This window comes from Methylomonas defluvii, from assembly GCF_033949435.1.
GTDB classification, from domain to species: domain Bacteria; phylum Pseudomonadota; class Gammaproteobacteria; order Methylococcales; family Methylomonadaceae; genus Methylomonas; species Methylomonas defluvii.
In genome coordinates this window covers 110,189-126,378 of record NZ_JAXARY010000008.1, presented here as the reverse complement: position 1 = coordinate 126,378, position 16,190 = coordinate 110,189, and the positions used below count along the sequence as shown (strand labels likewise).

15 protein-coding genes are annotated in these 16,190 nt (G+C 50.7%); 14 read left to right on the top strand and 1 reads right to left on the bottom strand.

Annotated features, from left to right (window positions below; all coding sequences use genetic code 11):
• Nucleotides 1–156 precede the first annotated feature (156 nt).
• The gene (locus tag QLH52_RS10460) at nucleotides 157–786 is read right to left on the bottom strand and encodes a cytochrome b/b6 domain-containing protein (RefSeq protein ID WP_033159334.1); all 630 of its coding nucleotides are present in this window, start codon (nucleotides 784–786) and stop codon (nucleotides 157–159) included.
• A 136-nt stretch (nucleotides 787–922) separates the two neighbouring features.
• Between QLH52_RS10460 and QLH52_RS10455 the strand changes: the two genes are divergently transcribed.
• From QLH52_RS10455 to QLH52_RS10390, 14 genes are all read left to right on the top strand, one after another.
• Entirely contained in the window at nucleotides 923–1,588 is a 666-nt protein-coding gene (locus QLH52_RS10455; RefSeq protein WP_033159333.1) for a response regulator transcription factor, read from the top strand.
• Nucleotides 1,585–2,928, top strand: a complete 1,344-nt coding sequence (locus tag QLH52_RS10450; protein WP_319961496.1) for a sensor histidine kinase — start codon at nucleotides 1,585–1,587, stop codon at nucleotides 2,926–2,928. The genes QLH52_RS10455 and QLH52_RS10450 overlap by 4 nt, the downstream gene beginning before the upstream one ends.
• Nucleotides 2,929–2,963: 35 nt before the next feature.
• Complete coding sequence (gene argH, locus QLH52_RS10445) at nucleotides 2,964–4,355, top strand: argininosuccinate lyase (RefSeq protein ID WP_319961495.1); 1,392 nt, start codon at nucleotides 2,964–2,966, stop codon at nucleotides 4,353–4,355.
• 60 nt (nucleotides 4,356–4,415) lie between these two features.
• On the top strand, nucleotides 4,416–5,117 hold the full coding sequence (locus QLH52_RS10440) for a type IV pilus assembly protein FimV (protein WP_319961494.1): 702 nt from the start codon (nucleotides 4,416–4,418) through the stop codon (nucleotides 5,115–5,117).
• On the top strand, nucleotides 5,114–6,343 hold the full coding sequence (locus QLH52_RS10435) for a hypothetical protein (protein ID WP_319961493.1): 1,230 nt from the start codon (nucleotides 5,114–5,116) through the stop codon (nucleotides 6,341–6,343). Before QLH52_RS10440 ends, QLH52_RS10435 begins: the two co-directional genes overlap by 4 nt.
• 19 nt (nucleotides 6,344–6,362) lie before the next feature.
• A complete protein-coding gene (locus tag QLH52_RS10430; RefSeq protein WP_033159328.1) occupies nucleotides 6,363–6,899 on the top strand; it encodes a GTP-binding protein in 537 nt (178 codons plus the stop codon).
• Nucleotides 6,900–6,904: 5 nt separating this feature from the next.
• Nucleotides 6,905–7,561 (top strand): hypothetical protein, encoded by a 657-nt coding sequence (locus QLH52_RS10425; protein ID WP_319961491.1) that lies wholly within the window; start codon nucleotides 6,905–6,907, stop codon nucleotides 7,559–7,561.
• 40 nt (nucleotides 7,562–7,601) lie between these two features.
• Nucleotides 7,602–7,964 carry a roadblock/LC7 domain-containing protein gene (locus tag QLH52_RS10420; RefSeq protein WP_101052602.1) on the top strand — a complete coding sequence of 121 codons (363 nt, stop codon included), beginning with the start codon at nucleotides 7,602–7,604 and terminating at the stop codon, nucleotides 7,962–7,964.
• A gap of 27 nt (nucleotides 7,965–7,991) precedes the next feature.
• Nucleotides 7,992–8,468, top strand: a complete 477-nt coding sequence (locus tag QLH52_RS10415; protein ID WP_033159326.1) for a PAS domain-containing protein — start codon at nucleotides 7,992–7,994, stop codon at nucleotides 8,466–8,468.
• A 12-nt stretch (nucleotides 8,469–8,480) separates the two neighbouring features.
• On the top strand, nucleotides 8,481–9,227 hold the full coding sequence (locus QLH52_RS10410) for a phosphate/phosphite/phosphonate ABC transporter substrate-binding protein (protein WP_319961490.1): 747 nt from the start codon (nucleotides 8,481–8,483) through the stop codon (nucleotides 9,225–9,227).
• A 10-nt stretch (nucleotides 9,228–9,237) separates the two neighbouring features.
• On the top strand, nucleotides 9,238–9,837 hold the full coding sequence (locus QLH52_RS10405) for a histidine phosphatase family protein (RefSeq protein WP_319961489.1): 600 nt from the start codon (nucleotides 9,238–9,240) through the stop codon (nucleotides 9,835–9,837).
• A gap of 42 nt (nucleotides 9,838–9,879) precedes the next feature.
• Complete coding sequence (locus QLH52_RS10400) at nucleotides 9,880–12,678, top strand: class I adenylate cyclase (protein ID WP_319961488.1); 2,799 nt, start codon at nucleotides 9,880–9,882, stop codon at nucleotides 12,676–12,678.
• A gap of 56 nt (nucleotides 12,679–12,734) precedes the next feature.
• Nucleotides 12,735–13,802 carry a hypothetical protein gene (locus QLH52_RS10395; protein ID WP_319961487.1) on the top strand — a complete coding sequence of 356 codons (1,068 nt, stop codon included), beginning with the start codon at nucleotides 12,735–12,737 and terminating at the stop codon, nucleotides 13,800–13,802.
• 388 nt (nucleotides 13,803–14,190) lie between these two features.
• Nucleotides 14,191–16,176 carry a TOL_0244 family TonB-dependent receptor gene (locus QLH52_RS10390; protein ID WP_319961486.1) on the top strand — a complete coding sequence of 662 codons (1,986 nt, stop codon included), beginning with the start codon at nucleotides 14,191–14,193 and terminating at the stop codon, nucleotides 16,174–16,176.
• Nucleotides 16,177–16,190 lie beyond the last annotated feature (14 nt).

The window sequence follows — 16,190 nt, the reverse complement described above, 5'->3', positions numbered from 1 at the left end:
GTCAAAAAGCTAAGAAGTCTTACCGCAAGGCACGTAGTCAGTTGCCTAAACTCAAAAGTCGATTTCGACATATTTAGACAACTAAAAGTCGCGGGACTTATAACAATGGAAAATGAATTCAAAATTAAAATTGTGGGAAATCTCACATTTTTAGTGTCATTTAATTGATTTCTTTCCGGTTAGCATAGCTTTGATTAAGTGTTCGTTGTGCGCTCTACCAGAAACAAAGACGCCCACTACGTGTAAGGCAATTAGGACCAGCATAAAATTGGTTGCCCCTTCATGAATTTCCTCCCAAAATTCTTCATCTTGGCTTTGCGTTTCTGCTTTTCCATCCTCTTCGTCGTTTTCTTCCGCATGGGCAGCGCTAATCAAAGTTAGTGTTGTTGGATTGGCAGCCAGCGGACCTCGGCCTTCTTCTATCGCATATACTTTTAAGCCGCTGACCGTCACAACCAGCAGCGTTGAGAGCAATGCCATGACCATCCAGCCGCCCAAAGGATTGTGGCCGACATACTGTTTCGCGGAGCCAGCGCGCAGTTCGCGAATATAGCGGTGAACAGTTCCGGGAGAACGGACAAAGTCGCTAAATCTGGCATGGCGGCTGCCGATGATTCCCCACAGAATGCGGAAGATAATCAGACCCAAAACCGTGTAACCGGCGTAAATATGCCAAGCGTTTTCTTCCTCGCTGGTGAAATAGGCCACAGTAAAGGCAACGACCAGCGACCAGTGAAAAATACGGATAAAAATGTCCCAGACCGCTACGGTGTGTTGGTTATTCATGTGGTTTACCTCGGCATGCTTAGTTGCAGATGTAGCTAGTGTAGGAAACCGAGATAAATCCAATCTTAAAAGTTCGGGGTTAAAATACCCTTACTCCGAGTAAATCTTTGAAACCAACCATTGTTATGACTCAACTATGCGACTATTGCTGGTAGAAGACGATCCAGGCCTGTCCCGATCTTTAAAAGCCGATCTGGAAAGAGCCGGGTTTGCGGTCGATTTGGCCATGGATGGCGAGAATGGCGAATTTTTGGGCATGACTGAATCCTACGATATTGTCATCCTGGATTTAGGCTTGCCGAAAATGCCCGGACTGGAAGTGCTGCGACGATGGCGCCAAGCGGGTAATCATGTGCCGGTCATTGTGCTGACGGCCAGGGACGCCTGGCATGAAAAAGTCGACGGCTTCAAAGTGGGTGCCGACGACTATCTAGGCAAACCGTTTCATATCGAGGAGTTACAGGCACGCATCCAGGCCCTGTTAAAGCGCATGCACGGGATGATGCAGCCGCAACTGTGTGGTTGCGGCGTGGCCTTGGATGAAGACAGGCAAACCGTCAGCGTTGATGGTGCTGAGCATGTCGAGCTGACGGCAATCGAATTTCGTTTGCTGCGCTATTTCATGCTGCATCCCGGCAAGTTGCTTACCAAAACCCATTTACTTGAGCACGTCTACGAATGTGACGGTGACCCGGCCAGCAACGTTATCGAAGTGTATATCAATCGGTTACGGCGTAAATTGGGTAAGGATTTGATCGCTACCCGGCGTGGGCAAGGCTACATCTTCGGTGACAAGCTGTGATCTCATTGCGCCAGCGTCTTAACCGCGGCCTGATCATTATCCTGAGTATGGTGTTTGCCGGACACTGGTTGGCAGCAGATTGGGTGATTCGCTCTGTGGCGGAAAAACAAATGCTGACCCGCTTACAGCACGATGGCGATTCGTTGCTGGATACCTTGACGCTTAACGCGGAAGGACAACTGATTTTCGATAGCTCGCATGCCGGCACGGTTTACGGCCAAGCCTATTCGGGTCACTACTTTGTGATCCAGCTTGACGGAAAAACCTATTATTCAAGTTCGCTGCAAGACGACGTTTTGCCTTTTACTACCGAGCCGGCCAATACCGCCAGGCAATTCCATTTTCCTGATGGACCGCATCACCAACCTTTACTGGTTTTGAGTCGAGGTTTCGAGCGATTTGGTCATGCGATCACCATTAGCATCGCCGAGGATTTAAGCGATATTGGCCATGACATAGACCACATCCGGCTTGCCTATCTGGTACTGACGGCCATGGTGCTTTTGATCGCAATCGCCCTGCAAAGTAACGATGTACGCAGATCGCTGAAACCGTTGCAGGCGGCGCGCGACGAACTGGCCGAGATTGCCTACGGCCGTCAGTCACAGATCCAAGCCAGAGTGCCGGCGGAAATCAAACCCTTGGTTGCGGAAGTCAATCGCTTGTTGGTGTTGGTTGAGAGGCGCTTGCACCAGTCTCGCACCGCAATTGGCAATTTGGCGCATGCGCTGAAAACGCCGTTGGCGATGCTGTTTCGTCTGGCTGAAAATTCGCAACTCGATGCTCATCCCGAGCTGCGTAATCTGCTGCAACAGCAAACGCAAGCGATCCATGAGCGCATCGAGCGAGAATTAAAACGCGCCCGTATCTCCGGCAATATGCAAACCGCCAGCGTGTTTAATCCACAGCGAGAACTCACTGCCTTAGTCATGCTGTTGCAAAATGTCTATGCCGAGAAAAATTTAGCGATCCAAGTCAATGCCCCCGATCAATTAATCAATTTTGATCGGGAAGACATGCTGGAGCTGACCGGCAATTTGTTGGATAACGCCTGCAAATGGGCTGACAAGCAGGTTCTAGTCTCGGTTGAACATGGCGCCGGCATTACTATCAGTGTCGAAGACGACGGTCCGGGTTGTTCGGCGCAGGACATGCAGCAACTCAGTAAGCGCGGTTTAAGGCTGGACGAAGCAGTGCAGGGACATGGGCTAGGCTTGGCGATTGTGCGTGACATCGCCGTATTTTATGGCGGCGAGTTGGAGATTATGCGTTCCGCGCAACTGGGCGGTTTGCGAGTGAGTGTGCAATTCCCAAGGTGGATAGCCGCAGCATCGGTATAATTCCCGCTTCTTTTGCATTTACCGTTTGATTGCTTATGACCACCGTTAACACCGAAAAACTTTCCAGCGCCCGTTTTGCCGAAGCCACCGATGCTTTTGTCGAAGAATTTACCGCTTCAGTCAATTTTGACCGGCGCATGGCCCGGCAAGATATTCAAGGCTCGTTGGCGCATGCGGCCATGCTGTGCAAAATAGGTATTCTGACCGAACAGGAACTCGCCGACATTCGCAGCGGATTGATGCAAATCGGCGGTGAGATCGAACGCGGTGAGTTCGTCTGGTCAATCAAGCAGGAAGATGTGCATATGAACATCGAAGCGCGCTTGACCGATTTGATCGGGATTGCCGGCAAAAAACTGCATACCGGCCGTTCGCGTAATGACCAGGTCGCAACTGACATTCGTTTGTATTTGCGCAGCGAAATCGAAACGATATTGGCGCAGTTACACCGCCTGCAAATCGCTTTATTGGATGTGGCGGAACGCGAGGCCGACACCATCATGCCGGGTTTTACCCATTTGCAAGTCGCACAGCCCGTGACATTCGGCCATCATCTGATGGCGTGGTTCGAGATGCTGTGCCGGGATAAGGAGCGTCTGCAAGACTGCTGTAAACGCCTTAATGTGATGCCGTTGGGCGCCGCAGCATTGGCCGGCACCAGTTATCCTATCGACCGTTTTATGACCGCCGAACTATTGGGATTTTCCCGGCCGTCGAATAACTCCTTGGATTCGGTCAGCGACCGCGATTTTGCGATTGAGTTTGCGGCGGCCGGCAGTTTAATCATGATGCATCTGTCGCGGTTTTCCGAAGAATTGGTGTTGTGGGCCAGCGCGCAATTCAATTTTATCGACATTCCGGATGCGTTTTGCACTGGCTCCTCGATCATGCCGCAAAAGAAAAACCCGGACGTGCCGGAACTGGTGCGCGGCAAATCCGGCCGGGTCACCGGGCATTTGGTGTCCTTGTTAATGCTGATGAAAAGCCAGCCCTTGGCGTATAACAAGGACAATCAGGAAGACAAGGAGCCTTTGTTCGATACCGCCGACACCTTAATCAATTGTTTACGGGCCTTTGCCGATATGCTGCCGCGCATTCAAGCCAAACGCGAAAATATGTATAACGCCGCCAAAAGAGGATTCGCCACCGCTACCGACTTGGCTGATTATTTGGTTCGCAAAGGTATGCCATTCCGTGATGCCCACGAAGTCGTAGGCCAGGCCGTGCGGCTAGGACTACAAACGGATCGGGATCTGTCGGAATTAGCGCTCACGGAGTTGCAGGGCTTTTCCGCCACCATTACAGCTGACGTTTTCGACATTCTTAAACTGGAAGGTTCAGTCGCTGCCCGCAATCATATCGGCGGCACGGCACCAGTTGCCGTTCGTCAGGCAATATGTGAAGCAAGACAACAAATACCCCACTAAATCCTGGAAATTGGCTTTTTAACTGCTACCCTTCGAGCATCGTTTGATTTGGAGGGTGGCATGCCCCAATATTTTTCCCGACTGCTTGCTGGACCATCGCTGGATGCAATCCCGCAAGAAACCGATTTTTGGCACGACCGGGAGCTTAGTTTGTTTAGCTGCCCCAGCGCCGATGCTGATTACGCATTGACCGCATTAGTTTTTAAAATTAGTAGAAACCCGAAAGATCTGCTGGCACATCTACGCCGGATTTATTTTTGTTACGACCAGCGCCTGTCCGAGCAACTCTACGCGGCCTTGTTGGATTTAATGATTATTTTGGATGGGAAGGGAACTGCGATCAGTCGCCGTATGATACAAGCTAGCCAGTCGCGGCTGCTTGTCCAGCAATGTCAGGATTTGCTTAAAACTGACGGGCAAACGCCGCTAGCTAACCGATATTCTTTGTTCAGTAAAGGTCTGTTGGCTAGCCGCGAACTGGTCAGGTCCAGACGGCAAACCGAAGCGCAACATGATTACTTGGCCTTAGCCAACGACTTTATCGAATACAGTCAGCTCGAACAAGCCATGGATGTGCTGGAAACGGGTATCAACCTGCAACATGATCGTCCGGATTTGCAACTGGCTTTGTTAGAGCTGTATAAGTCTACAAAAAACCGGGAGCGCTTTCAGCTCAATCGGCAGCGATTTAGCGACTCCGGCGTGGTGCTGGAGGGTGAATGGCTGGAATTGGCACATTATTTTGAAGGACAGGCATCATGAGCAAGTCGAACAAAACGCCATTTCGAATCGCTCTGCATGGCATGGATACCCGCACTTATAAAACCATGGAAATGTATCTGAAGGGGCCTTGTCGGGGGGCTGCCGTCGTGGTCGAGGATGCCGAAGCCAGCATTGATATGATCGACGCGGATCACCCCAAAGCCCGGGATATTCTGGATGCCAGAAAAGCCGCCGCGCCGGGCCGACCGATCATCTTATTGTCATTACAAAACCTACAACTGGATAATACTTACTTCATCAAAAAGCCGGTGAATGTCCAGCAAATAATGGCGGTGCTGGACAAGATTAAGGCGGTTGCCGAGGCTCGCAAAGCCGCTGCCGAACGTACGAAGATTGCGCAAGCACCTGCAAAGATACCTGATGTGCCCAAACCGCCCATGGACGAGAAGCCGAAAAAAATGGCTATGGATGTCTATGTCAATAAGGCTAAGGCGCCAAAAACGGGTGATGCCGCTGAGCACCACAAGGCCAGCAAACATCATTCTGCAATGCAGTTGAACGAAGGCGGCTTCACAGCGTTTTTAGGGACACTGAGCGACATCGATTTTGACGACGAGGTGCAGTTGTTAACAGCCTGTTACGACCCCAGGCAGTATTTTTTAGGCTACGTCATGTCGGCATATAAAACGGCCAATTTACAGTCGCGTGTTTTGCAACTTTGTTCGATTTGGAAACCTTTGACGATTTTTCCGGAAAGCCAGGAAGTATGGATCGATGCCGACGATAAACAAACCCGCGCATTTGCCGGGATGCCCTTGGGTAAAGGCTCCGTCGGCAAAATGATTTTGACGGCAGTCGATTCCACAACCGCCATTCAGCGCGCCGAAGATAAGTTTCAAGATATGGGTGCTTTTATTTGGAAATTGGCAATCTGGACATCCAAAGGACGCTTCCCGATAGGTCTGGATATTCAAGGGCCGGTCTACTTAGAAAGATGGCCGAATTTTACCCGACTGGTCATCACGCCAGACGCTTTGCGCATTGCCGCATTGTTGGTTCAGGCACCGAGAACGCCGTTGGAAGTTGCTGGTCTGTTACATGTCAAACCGCAGTATGTGTTTGTGTTTATTAGTGCCTGCCAGACGATAGGCATATTGAAACAAAGCGAACGTCAAGCCGATGCGGTGATTGCCGTAGAACCCACCAAGAAGCCCAAAAATGAGGGTTTATTAAGCAAAATTCTCAATAAATTGCGCGGCGCTTAGCAAACGATAAGGAATCTCGATGAGTCAATACAAAATTATTTTCACGGGCCCGGTAGGCGCCGGCAAAACGACTGCAATCAACGCTATTAGCGATGTGCCTCCGATCAAAACTGATGCGGCTGCCAGTGATATGACAAAAAATCGTAAAGCATCCACTACGGTGGCGATGGACTACGGTGTCATGAATTTGGCGGGCGGCGAAAAAATTCACTTGTACGGTACTCCCGGCCAGGAACGGTTTGATTTTATGTGGGATATTTTGACCAACGGCGGCATCGGCTTAATTTTATTGCTAGACAACACCCGCGCAGACCCTTTTCAGGATATGCGTTTTTTTCTGGATGCGTTCGGTAAGTTTATCAACGACACCAGCGTAGCGATTGGGGTGACGCAAATGGATTTAAGCAGCACACCCTCAATAGAAGACTACCATGCGCAACTGCAAGGCTTTGGCTTGAAACCGCCGGTTTTTTCGGTGGATGCGCGGGAAAAGAATGATGTCTCTTTGTTGGTACAAGCTCTTTTATATTCCCTGGATCCTGGTTTGGCGGGGTAATCACCATGGAAAGATTTGATCTGATTAACGGGCTGTATCTCTATCCTACTCCCGCTGGTGCTTACTACGCTGTCTCGTCGCCTGAAAACGATAAACCCCGGCGGTTTTTAATCCGCTTGCTGCAACAGGAACAGACTCCGGCACTGACTATCGCGCAGTTGCAAACATTGATGGAAATCGATGACGAGGAGAAAGCCTTGCAATTGTTGCTGTACTGCCAAAAGCTAGGTTGGGTGCAAGGCGTAGACACGCCTTTACAGGCGCCACAGGCTGCGCTTGAGACGATGTTGCCGGATTTATTGGGATCGATTTCCGAGAGCGGCAAAGTGCTATTGGCAGATGACCAAGGGTTTTATCTGGCGTGTAGCGGTTTTCCGCATGAGGTCGCCGAAGAATTGTCCGCGCTCAGCGCGGAACTGGCAACCGTGCATAAACGCCGTTCCGGATTACTGATAAACAATATGGGTATTTCCAGCCATGCTTGGGCCATCGTTGATCCGTTCGGTAACAGTCAAATCGGCTTTTGGCCGATGTTCGTCGGTAAGCACCGTTTCGTGTTGGCGATCAGCGGCGTACCGCATTTTAACCAAGCGGAGTTTGTAACCTTGGCCTGGGCTTTAATCACCCGTTATTTAAGCAAAGCCGCTGATGCTGCCAATTAAGCGGATCGCATATCACCCATTAATGAATAGGAATTAGATTATGAAAGCAGACATGCTGACGTCGGTTTTAAACGAGCTGAACGGTACTTCGGCGGATATAGAAGCCTCAGGTGTGATTTCCACCGACGGTCTGATGATGGCGTCGGTGTTGCCAGCCGGTATGGACGAGGATCGAGTGGGCGCTATGAGTGCGGCGATGTTGTCTTTGGGCGATAGAACTGCCCAAGAATTAAATCGCGGCAATTTGGAACAGGTGTTGATCAAAGGTGCCCGGGGCTATGTGTTAATGACCTATGCCGGCAATGAAGCCGTGCTTACCGTACTCGCCAAACCCAACGCCAAGCTCGGACTCATCTTTCTTGATGTGAAGCGTGCGGCAGAGAGTATTTCCGAAATGCTGTAAACCCTAACCGGCAACCCGGAGTAAATCATGATCGTTGATATGAAGCCCGAAGACATCATTGGCGAGTACCAGGAAGCAACACTTACCTATTGCGACGGCAAATCCAGAAAAGTGCTGTACACCGAGCTTGAAACGCCGTATCCCGACGGCAAGTTGATTGTTTCCACCACGACGCCGGATGGCATCATCAGCCACGTCAATCGCGCATTTGTGGAAATGTCGGGCTATACCGAAGCGGAATTAATCGGCGCACCGCATTGTATTCTCAGGCACCCGGACATGCCGTCCGCTGCGTTTAAAGACTTATGGGATACAGTGCAGCGCGGTGAAAAATGGCAAGGCTTCGTGAAAAACTTGCGTAAGGACGGAGGTTATTACTGGGTAAAAGCCACGGTCATTCCCAATGTGCGCGGCGGCAAGGTGGTTGGCTATACCTCGGTGCGCCGCAAACCCTCGCGCAGTAAAGTCGATGAATGCATCGCACTGTATCCGACACTTAGTTAATTGGGGAGCATCATGTCTTACATGTTTACAGTCAGCCCGGATTTTGCCCCAGACCACCTGTCGGGTTGGTATATATTCAACACTTGGTTGCAAAAGCAGAGCGCCGAGGCCATCCATTTGGAAATGTACAATCACTATCAAGACCTGCATCAGGCCATCGCAGCCGATAAGATCGATTTGATTTACGCCAACCCCTTTGACGCCGCCATGCTGGTCCGAGAGAAAGGTTTTTTGCCGCTGGTACGCGCCCAGGGCGAATCCGACGAAGCGATCATTGCCGTTAACGCCGGCAGTAATATCAACGATGTGGCCGACTTACAACCGAATACTCGGGTGGCTTTCACCGACGATCCGGATGTGCGCCTGATGGGCATGATTATGTTGGAGCCTGCGGATTTGCACGCCGGGAATATCGTCCCGTTGTTATCGGACAATCATGTTTTGGTGGCCAAACACCTGCTGAAAGGCGAAGCGGATGTCGGTATCATTCTGGCGGAGGCCTATGACAACCTGTCCGGTGTGATTAAAAAACAGCTGCGGATCTTGGTGCGTAGCCAAATAAGCGTCATCTACCATTCTTTGATGATAGGGCCGAGATTGCAAAATCGCCGCGCCGACATTCAAAAAATATTACTGGAGATGGATAAGGATGAAAAAGGCGGTGGGGTGTTGAATGCCCTGGGCTTTAGGGCATGGCAACGGATCGAGGACGAGGAAATGGAGTTCATGATCGATTTGATGGATACCTTGAACACTTGATTCCATCGCGATGCATCAGTCGACCGTAATCGATTTTCTGCGACATGGCGAAGCCCGTGGCGGTTCGTATTATCGCGGAATCACCGACGATGCGCTGACTGAACGCGGTTGGCGGCAGATGTATGGTCAATGCGGGGCAGGGCAGTGGGATGTGGTGATCAGCTCGCCGCTACGCCGTTGCCGTTCCTTTGCCGCGGCCTGGTGCGAACAACAGCAACTGGACTTGGTCATCGAACCGGCATGGGGTGAAATTGATTTCGGCGCTTGGGAAGGCCAAACCGCCGAGCAAATTTCCAGTCGCTGGCCCGACGCTCTGGCGGCATTTTATAAAGACCCCGTCCACTTCACCCCGCCGAATGCGGAAAGCTACCAAGCATTCGCCGCCCGCGTCAGGAAGGGCTGGGAAAGTTTATTGGCTGAGCAGGCCGGACGCCGCGTGCTGGTAGTAACCCATGCCGGTGTGATCAGAGCAATATTCGCGGAAGCCTTCAAGCTGCCGGTTACCCAAAGTTTTCATATCGATTTGCCGCACGCCTGTTTAACCCGTTTTACCAGTTTTGATGACGGTAACGGGCGCTTCGTCCAGCTTAATTTTCACAAGCCGGTTTGATTCTTCTATACTGGCCTTACACTTGATTTAGGCGCGGCCGTTTTGACCAATCGATTCCTACCCATCCATTTAGGCGCGCCGGGCGAAGAGATCAGCAAAAAAGATCTATATGCAGTTGCCCAACGATTCAAGCACTTCAATCAGTTGCGTTTGCAACATGTACAAAGTTTTTTGCAGCCGCGGCAGCAGGATTTTTTGAAGTTACTGCCGTTACTGTTTCATCAAAATCATCCCTTGTTGCCCGGTTTCGTGTCGCTGGAAGGCCCGGCGGGTATTCCCGATTACACGCCCAACAAGCAGACTACAGATGTTGCTAAGCAGTTTTCCAAAGGCTTTGTCTACAAGCGCAAGGCCTTAAGACACTATCCTATCCAGGCGATTTTTTTGATGGGTAGCGTCGGGAGTATGGCGTTTTCGAAAAACAGCGATATTGATATTTGGCTTTGCCATTCATCCACTTTGGCGCCGGATGAATTAAACGAATTGCGGCAAAAAGCCCAGGAAGTGGAAAAATGGGCGGCGACCTTAAAAATTGAGACGCATTTTTTTCTGGTTGATGCGGCGCAGTTTTTGCGCGGCGAAAATACGCCGATCTCTAAAGAGAGTAGCGGCGAAACGCAACATTATCTGTTATTGGAAGAGTTTTACCGCACCTCGATTTACATCGCCGGGCGGATACCGGTCTGGTGGTTGGTGCCGCCGCAACAGGAAAAATACTATAAGCAATATGTCGCGCATTTGCTGGAGAACCGGTTTATCTCGGAAACCGACGTCGTCGATTTCGGCGGCCTAGAAGATATGCCGATGGCGGAATTCGTCAGTGCGACGCTTTGGCATATCTACAAGTCTTTGACATCCCCGCATAAGTCCTTGTTGAAGCTGCTGCTGATGGAAAGTTATGCCAGCGAATTTCCCGAACCGCAGTGGCTGTGTCTGTCATTGAAGCAGGCGGTGTATCAAGGCGATTTCAGTGTCGAAAGCCTGGATCCTTACCTGCTGATGTACCGCAAAGTGGATGCCTATCTGCGCCAGGCTCAGTCCAAACGCCGCTTGAATCTGATTCGGGAATGTTTTTACATGAAGATCATGGCCGCGTCCGATAATCTCACGGAGAACAGAGTGCGCTTGCAGCGTGAAGATTATCTGCATAGTGTGGCAGATCAATGGGAATGGCCGGAGGATTTGCTGGACAATTTAGCCAGCCAAAAATTTTGGGACATTAAGAAAGCCAGTGTCGAGCACGTGGTGATTCGCGATCAATTGCAACAATGTCTGCGGATGATTTTAAAGTTTTCCGGTTTGCCATTGGATCAGGCGCAGCGGGAAAACAGAGACTTGAAATTGATCGGCCGGAAATTGCGGGCCACCCTGGATTTACGTCCCGACAAAATCGAGGTGCTCACCACCAGAACCACGGTCCACGCCAAACCCGATCTGCTGATAGCTGTGGAAGTCCTGACTGACGACGCGCCGCCGCGCTGGTGTTTATACGATGACCGAGCGGCGTCACAGAAAGCCTCCCTGGAAAGCGCGATTAAATCCGGCGAGAGCTTGCTCGAAGTTTTATGCTGGGCCGTGGTAAACGGCTTGTACAAAAAGTCGCTCAATCTGCAACTGGTCACTTCCAGTCTTAAAATTGCCAATAATGATTTATATCAACTGTTTAATGAATTAAATGCGTTTCTAAGCCGCTATTTGCCGGGTAGGGAGAACGATCTGGAGGTTTACGGTGAGCCGAATCGCGTCTCGTCGTCCTTGTTACTGATAAACCTCGGCGAAAGTTTGGCGATTGACGCGAACAATCAACAGTTGGTGATGAGCGAACGCTCAGACCCGTTAAGTTACGGTGACAGCCGTCAGTGTTTCATCCAGAGCATTCAGCGCTTGTCGGTATCCAGTTGGGGGGAGGCCAGCTTGCAGCGCTATATAGGCATAGAAGGAGTATTTAACTGCCTCGTTGACGTGTTTAACAACAGCGCCGCGCCCTTGTCTGCCGATAAACTCCAAGCGCTATGTTACAACCCGGTACGCGGCAAAAGCATCATCTTGCGCATCGAATCTTTGTTCGGCAATTTGCTAAAATTTTTTGCATCCGCTCGGGACGGCTTGCAGCGCTATATCGTGGCTGCCGAGACCGGTTATGGCTTGTTCCAACTTAGAAACGGCAGCCTGGGTTATTATCGGTTGGACACGCAAAATCAACTGTTGCATGAATTAGCCAAGCCTAATCCGCAATTTTCCGCAGTATTTTTTGATGCCTACGTATTGGATCAAACCTATATTCCGTCTTTATATACGCAGAATTTGGCTGATGTGATTCAGGTTTTTTATCATGCAACCAGCAAACACGTAGGTGTTTATGTGCTTGATGAAAAAGGCGCGCTGTTTGTCCATCAGCATAGCAATGCCAATCCTGAGCACGTCATCACGCACTATTCTGTGTTTTTAGACACCTTGCTGGCGCGCGCGCAATTGCCGGATGGTTTGAGTGTCAAATTTTACGAAATCCAGCGCAATTCTGCGGGGGTGCTTTCTTGCCAGGCCGTGCCGGTCAAACTCGGCGCCAGTGTGATGGATCTGAGAGTCCGGATAGCGACCGAGGATAACGGGGCTATTGCGATCTATTGCAACGAAGAAAAATTTTCCGTTACTAACGCCGATAGCTTCAAACCGATCCGCGCCCACATACTGGGCTATCGGAAAAACCGCGACGACTATCCGTTTCACATCACCGAAATAGATGTACCTTGTCGTCTGTTGGGAACAGACCGAAACGAGCAGTTACAAGCCGCCCATTTCCTAAACTACAAGCAAAAAATAGAAGACAAACTAAATATTTAATATTTCAGGGTCGCAGCCGATATTTAGCTCACACCAGTCGAGCTATGGGGGTTGCCATGATTATCCAGAATTCCGCCGTCCACCTGCAAAGTCAACATCAAGCGCAACAGATCAGTAAACGCAACGAATCGCTGCGGGTCTGGATCGATAAGCCGGAAGATACCCCCAATACAGCGCGAAAGACTCGTCCCGAAACCGCGCGCGACGCCATTCAAGATACCCTTGATCTCAGCCGGTCGGCGCAAACTTCGGCAACCGCTGCGCAAACCCTGGATACCGATAGGGCGCTCAGTTCCAAAGATAATCTGCTGTTGCAAATCATTAGACGCATGGTCAAGGAGATTACCGGCCGCGACTTTGAATTATTCGCACCGGATGATCTCAAGGGGCAAGCCGACTCTGTGACCATTCAGGCCCCGCAGCAAGCACCGGCAACATCCGTCCCCGAGCGCGAAGGGTATGGACTGGTCTACGAAAAATCCGAGTCTTATTTAGAAAGCGAAACGACTAATTTCAGCGCCGAAGGTAGTATCACTACCCGGGATGGGCAAGCGCTGAGTTTTTCAGTGTCCTTGTCGATGAGTCGCAGCTTTTATACCGAATCCAATCTCAGTATCCGCGCCGGCGACGCGGTGAAAACCGATCCGCTGGTTATCAATTTCGACGGCAATGCCGCAGAGTTAAGCGGCAGCCGATTTCAATTCGATATCGATGCTGATGGTCGTTTGGATCAAATAGCCGGTTTGAAAGCCGGCAGCGGTCTGCTGGCATTGGACAAAAACCAGGATGGCCTGATCAACGACGGTTCGGAATTGTTCGGTCCGCGCAGCGGCAACGGCTTTGCAGACTTAGCGGCTTATGACGACGATAACAATCAGTTTATCGACGCCGGCGATGCCGTTTACAAACAACTGCGAATCTGGCAGCGGCATGATGACGGGTCGCAGCAATTATTGGCGCTGGGTGATAAAAATGTCGGCGCGATTTACTTAGGTCACTTGACGACGCCGTTTCAATTAAAAGACACCGCCAATCAAGCGTTGGGTGAAATTGCCAGTAGCGGTATCTATTTAACCGAACAAGGCCAAGCCGGCAGCGTGCAGCAACTTAATTTCCTGGCTTGAAACAAAGATTTCCCATGATTTTCCTGCGGCCGAGTCGGGGCATTTTTTCCGGCTTGGCCGAACATGGAGACAGAAGCCTCGCATGCCTGCCCCATCATCTGTCTGAATTCGATAATTGAGCTAGACTTGCCCACATTGCAAAACAATATCGAAACGATCATTACACGCCATGCTTTATGGTTAGCCCGATCCTTAATTATTGCTGTTCCTGCGAATCCGGATTGATTCCCTTCGCGGCCTATAAGGCCCCCCAAGCTGTGGGAATGTCTCTCGCTGTCGATATGAAGGCCGGTTGATAGTCAAACCGCATGCCGGAGTCGCAATCCAGGTATCCGGGATTGCTGATTAATAAAGATTGAACGACTCAAAGCACTGCTCATAAGACCCTATGAAAAAATATATTGTCGGATTTTTTGTATTAACTGGTCACGCCGGCGTCTTGCATGCTGCATCTCAAGACGCACTTGAGCTGAATGTGGAAGACTTGCTGAATGTTGAAGTCACTTCAGTTTCCAAGAAAGCGCAAGCCTTAAACGATTCCGCGGCCGCGATATTTGTCATTACCAACGATGACATCAAACGAACGGGCGCGACCAGTATTCCCGAGGCACTGCGCATGGCCCCAGGACTTGACGTGGCGCGTATCGATTCGAACAAGTGGGCGGTCAGTTCCCGGGGCTTTAATGCGCGTTTCTCCAACAAGTTACTGGTATTGATCGATGGTCGCAATACTTATAGCCGCATGTTTTCCGGTACCTACTGGGAAAACCAGGATGTGATGATGGAGGATGTCGAGCGGATTGAGGTGATCAGGGGGCCGGGCGCGACGCTGTGGGGTGCAAACGCGGTAAACGGTGTGATTAATATCATCACCAAACACAGTTCGAAAACGCAGGGTGGTCTGGTGGCTGCAGGCGGCGGTACTGAGGAACAGGGGTTTGGCGCATTTCGCTACGGCGGCAAGTTGGGCGAGGATACGACGGGCCGGGTTTATGCCAAGGGGTTCAAACGCGATCAAAATACCAATGCCCAAGGCCATGGCGCCGGCGACGATTGGGACAAAGTACAGGGCGGGTTTCGCATAGATTCTCAGTTGTCGTCAGCAGACGAACTTAAATTTCAGGGCGATCTTTATCACAGTCATCTCAATCAAGTGTTGTCTAAGCCCAGTATTTTAGCGCCCTACAGTACAACTTTCCGTGATAAAGCCGAAGCTTACGGCGGCAATATCATGGGTCGCTGGCAGCACACGTTTTCCACCCAGTCCGACATGTCCCTACAGTTGTTTTACGACTATTATCGGCGCAATGAGGAATGGATGTCCGAGGGGCGGGATACATTTGACTTGGATTTTCAGCATCGCTTTGGCTTGTTTGATAGCCATGAATTGATTTGGGGGCTGGGTTACCAACTAACCTCGGATCGCCTTGAAAGTAGCACTATATTCAGCATGTCTCCTGCCCACCGGAAAAATCAATTATTCAGCGCATTCGTCCAGGATGAAATGGAATTGATAGACCAAACGCTGTGGTTGACCTTGGGCAACAAATTTGAACATAACGATTTCACCGGCTTTGAAGGCCAGCCCACCGCCCGATTAATGTGGGCGCCGGCGCTGAATCATCGGCTTTGGGCTGGGGTATCCAGAGCAGTGCGCACGCCCTCGCGCGGCGAAGCCAATATGCGCTTGACGACAGCGGTTGTGCCGCCGTCATCGCCATTTTTTATACCGGTGGAACTGGCGCTGGAGGGTAACACAAGCTTGCGCAGCGAAGATGTGATTGCTTACGAAGTGGGTTACCGCACCACCATGATCAAATCTGTATCGGTGGATGTGACGGCGTTTTATAACGATTACGCGCACATGCGCGACGCTTCCCAAGGCGCCGTTTATTTCGATCCTATTCGCGGTGTGTTGGTCCAGCCTTTACCCTTTAGCAATAATTTAAAGGCCAAGACCTATGGTGTCGAAGTCTCGACAGTCTGGCAAATGCTGGACTGGTGGCGGTGGGACGCCAATTACAGCGTGCTTAAAACCGAAGTGCCGCAAACTGCTATGGCGGTAGTCGGCGTCAGCCCGCAACAGCGGATGAATTTACGCAGTGCGGTCAATATTCGGCAGGATTTGGACTTTGATGTTTGGTTTCGCTACGTCGGCAACAATGCCGCAGCAACAGCTTCCGGCAACAGTTACATACCCGATTATGTGACGATGGACGCGCGCTTGGCCTGGCGCCCCGAACCTGATCTGGAAATATCATTGGTAGGCCAAAACTTATTAACTAATAGCCACTTGGAATATCAACAGGAAAACCTGGTACTGCCAACATTTATTGATAGGGGTATGTACGGAAAAATCAGTTGGAATTTCTGATGCCGCTGGCAGGT